The sequence below is a fragment of the Pseudonocardia sp. SID8383 genome, assembly GCF_009864975.1.
Classification (GTDB): domain Bacteria; phylum Actinomycetota; class Actinomycetes; order Mycobacteriales; family Pseudonocardiaceae; genus Pseudonocardia; species Pseudonocardia alni.
This window is the reverse complement of sequence record NZ_WWFY01000386.1, coordinates 1-3,754: the sequence shown is the minus strand read 5'-3', so window position 1 is coordinate 3,754 and position 3,754 is coordinate 1. Positions and strand designations below refer to the sequence as shown.

The following is a 3,754-nucleotide window of genomic DNA, read 5'->3' as shown; positions in this document are numbered from 1 at the left end:
CTCGCACCGCGAGGCCGCCCGGTTCTACGGCCGCGCCGTCGAGCTCGCCGGACGGGCCGGGACCGGCGTCGACGACGAGCTCGCCCTGCGCTGCGCGCTGGTCGCCGAGCTCGCCCGCGGCGGCGACGGCCACACCGCCCTCACCGAGCGCCGGACCGCCGTCGACCAGGCGACGGCCGCCGCACCGCAGTGGCTCGGCGCCGTCCTGACCAGCTACGACACCCCGGTCAGCTGGACCATCCGGCCGGGCCAGAACATCGACGCCGAGCTGATCGACCTCATCGAGACCGAGCTCGCGGCGACCCCGCCCGACGCCGTCGACCGGCGGGTGCGGCTGCTCGCCGCCCTGGTGTTCGAGATCGAGGGGCACGACGACGACCGGGTCCGCTCCGCCTCGGCGGAGGCCATGGCGCTCACCGGGCGCGGCGTCGACCCGCTGCTGTGCTGCCGGGCGCTCAACGCCCGGTTCTTCGCCGTCCTCGCCCCGGACCTGTGGCACGAGCTGGCCCCGGTGGGGGAGGAGCTGGCCGAGCTCGGCGGCCGGGCCGGGCACGCCGGCTACCGCACGCAGGCCCACCACCTGCAGCTCATGGTCGCCGCCGGCCGCCACGACCTCGACGCGGCGACACGGCACGCGGAGGCCGCCGTCGCCGGGGCCCCGGGCGGCCAGCTGGAGTTCACGCTCGGCTGGGCCTACATCTTCTCGGCGCTGCGCGCACTCGTCGCGGGGGAGCTGGACACCGCCGAGGAGCGCTACTCCGAGCTCGCGACCCGGCTGGTCGGTGCCGGCCAGGTCAACGGGGCGCTGATGGGACTGCTGGGGCGGTTCGTCGTGCGGTACGACCAGGGCCGCCTCGGCGAGCTGGTCCCCGAGCTCGAGGCGCTCCGCGACGCGCTGCCGCCGACCTTCGGTGACTTCCTCGCGCTGGCCCACCTGCACGCGGGCGACCCCGTCCGGGCCCGCGAGGTGTGGGCGCCGGACGCGGAGCTGGCCCGCAGCTACTACTGGCTGATCTGGACCTGCGTGCGCGCCGAGGTGGCGGTCGGCCTGGCCGACCGGGACGTCGCCGCGCGGTACCGGGAGCAGCTGCGCCCGTGGACGGGCACGGTCGCGGGGCTGTCGTCGGGCACGATCGCGCTCGGCCCCACCGACCTGGTGCTCGCCGGTCTGGAGGGGCTGCTCGACCCGGCAGGCGGCGGCCGGGTCCACCACCTGCGCGAGGCCGAGCGGGTCGCGGCGGAGCTGGGTGCCCCGGTGTGGCGCGACCGCGCCCGGCGGCTGCTCCCGGCGGCCGTCGCCGACCACTCGACGGCACCGGCTCCCGGGGCTCAGGACGTGCCGAACACCAGCGCACAGCGCCTGCGGTAGCCGCCGCGCAGCAGCCGCTCCATCAGCACGACCACCGGCCCGGCCTCGCGGCGCATCCCGGCCCACTCCTGCGGGGTGGTCACGGCGACGATCCGCGGCAGCATGAACCGCAGGCCCGGCCCGGACTTCTGCACCTGCGCGACGACGGCGTCCCAGTCGTCGGCGGGCACGTGGCGCTCGATCACCGGGAACAGGTCGCGCTCCTCGGCGTCGAGGTGCTCGTCGATCTCGTCGCGGACGACGGCGAGCCGGTCAGCGAGCACGCCCGCCGCCCGCGCCCGGGCCGGTCCCTGCGCCGCGGCGACGACGGCGGCCGCGGCCTCCCGCACCGCGGCGAGCAGCGGGTCGAGGCGGCCGTGGTCGTCGCTGAGCTCGTCCAGGTCGACGGCGTGCCCGGCGTGCCGGGCGATCACCGGCCAGGCGATGTCGTCCTCGGCGGTGTGGTGGCCGTGGATCTCGTGCTCCAGGTGCTCCAGCCAGGTCCGCAGCGCGTGGGCGCGCCGGTCCGGGCAGGGCGCGCCGTCGGCGATCGCGCGGGCGGCGTCGGCGAGCCGGTGCAGGTCGACCCGCATGACGCGGTGGGCGAGGGTGATGCCGACCAGGTCGGCGGTACGGGTGTCGCGGGCGGTGGTCACCGGGATCTCCTACGGGTTCGGGGCGGTCGGTCTCTCGACACCGCAGACGGTGCGCCCACCCGCCGGCCGGGGACTTGCACTTCACTTGTGCCACCGTTCGCCCGGCTCTTGACCGGCCGGCCAACCAAGAGTAGACCGGAGGTATCCCCACAGGGACCTCACAGGAGAAGGTGACTGACGATGGCTGGGACCACTGGTCGTACCTGGCAGCGGTGGCAGGACTGGGCCGCTCTCGTGATCGGTGTGCTGACGGCCCTCTCGCCTCTCGTGACGACGACGAACGCCGCCGCCGCGTGGACGATGGTCGTACTGGGCGTGGTGCTCGCCGCCACGTCGCTCTGGTCGCTCGCCGTGCCCGGCTCGGTGGCGAGCGAATGGGTGCACGGTGTGCTCGGCGTGCTGCTGTTCCTCGCCCCCTGGGTGATGGGCTACAGCGCGCTGACCGGGGCGTCGTGGACGTCCTGGGTGGCGGGTGTCCTCGCGGTCGTCGTGGCGGCCTCGGCGCTGCCCGCGGCGAACGCGGAACACCGCACGCTCGCCACGCACTGACCGTCCGGCAGCACGACGACCAGGTGAGGGGCCGCGACCCGGAGGGGTCGCGGCCCCCGCCGCGTCCGGGGGAGGATCGCACCGTGGACCACGAGCTCGACCCGGACGCACCCGCCCGGGACCGCATCCTCGACGCGGCCGAGGGGCTGTTCGCCGAGCACGGCTTCGACGCGACGCCCACCTCGCGCATCGCCGAGCGTGCCGGGGTGCCGAAGGGGCTGGTGCACTACTACTTCCGCCGCAAGCCCGACCTGCTCGAAGCGCTCGTCGAACGGCTCCCGCACCCGGTGCGCGGGGCGGACGTCGCCGTCGCCGGGGACGTGCTCGCCGGGCTGCGTGCGCTGGTCACCGCGCTGGACCGGGCGCTCGACGCGTCCTCGGTCCTGTCCCACCTGCTGTGGCGCGAGGCCGACACCCACCCGGTCGTCCGGGACGCCCTGCTGCGCCGCTCCGGCGAGCTGGAGGACGCGGTGCACGAGGTACTGCACACCGGCGGCGGGGCACCGGATCGGATCCGCGGCGCCGCCCGGCTGCTGGCCGCGGCGATCGGGCACCGCTACGCCCTGGACCGGCACGGCGACGACGCCCGCACCGACATGGAGGCCGAGCTGTCCTTCGTCGCCGCGGGCCTGTAGCGGCGCCCCGGAGCGGGGGTCAGGGCCAGGGGCGCCAGGGCGCGCCGGACTCCTCGTAGCGCGGGACGGTGTGCCTGCGGTCGGCGAGCCGGTGCAGCGCGTGCGCGGCCCACGTCCGCCATCCGACCAGCACCAGTACGACGACGATCAGCCCGGCGGTGAGCGGGCCGGCCCAGCCGAGCGGCCCCGAGGCGTTGACCGCCGCCATGACCAGCGGGCCGAGCAGCGCGAACACCGCGCCCGCGACCTGCGGGAGCCGGGCGTCGGCGAGCACGTCGACGGCGATCAGCCTGCGCTGCTCACCGTCCGGGGTGCCTCCCGAGCGCAGCACCTTCCGTGCGGCCGCGCGGTCGCGCACCAGTCCCATGTCCGGCCCGCGGGACGGGGCGACCCGCACCGGGATCCGCGACGCCGACAGCCACAGCAGCACCACGCCGAGCAGGCTCAGCAGCCCGCCGACGACGATCGCGGCCAGCAGGTGGTCGGCGCGGGCGTGGACGTCGGTGGTGATCGAGTAGACGACGCCGAACCACGCCGCCGCGACCCCGGCCGCGACCCGGCCGACG

The 3,754-nt window shown here is 76.3% G+C and carries 5 protein-coding genes; 3 read left to right on the top strand and 2 right to left on the bottom strand.

The genetic code is table 11. The features are described 5' to 3' along the window. Positions 1 to 1,369, top strand: a 1,369-nt coding sequence (locus GTW08_RS09515) for a hypothetical protein (protein WP_202416844.1), incomplete at its 5' end; no start/stop codon positions are given. On the opposite strand, the gene GTW08_RS09510 is transcribed toward GTW08_RS09515, so the two are convergent. Next, positions 1,330 to 2,004 (bottom strand): hemerythrin domain-containing protein, encoded by a 675-nt coding sequence (locus tag GTW08_RS09510; protein WP_083659063.1) that lies wholly within the window; start codon positions 2,002 to 2,004, stop codon positions 1,330 to 1,332. The genes GTW08_RS09515 and GTW08_RS09510 overlap by 40 nt on opposite strands. 180 nt (positions 2,005 to 2,184) lie before the next feature. Here GTW08_RS09510 and GTW08_RS09505 point away from each other — a divergent pair, with 180 nt between their 5' ends. Together GTW08_RS09505 and GTW08_RS09500 are read left to right on the top strand one after the other, a co-directional pair. Beyond that, on the top strand, positions 2,185 to 2,553 hold the full coding sequence (locus GTW08_RS09505; protein ID WP_062401380.1) for an SPW repeat domain-containing protein: 369 nt from the start codon (positions 2,185 to 2,187) through the stop codon (positions 2,551 to 2,553). Positions 2,554 to 2,636: 83 nt separating this feature from the next. After that, positions 2,637 to 3,188, top strand: a complete 552-nt coding sequence (locus GTW08_RS09500) for a TetR/AcrR family transcriptional regulator (protein WP_073578039.1) — start codon at positions 2,637 to 2,639, stop codon at positions 3,186 to 3,188. Positions 3,189 to 3,207: 19 nt separating this feature from the next. Here the strand turns inward: GTW08_RS09500 and GTW08_RS09495 are convergent. Beyond that, positions 3,208 to 3,754 (bottom strand): hypothetical protein (locus tag GTW08_RS09495; RefSeq protein ID WP_202416842.1); only part of this gene is annotated, 547 nt, incomplete at its 5' end.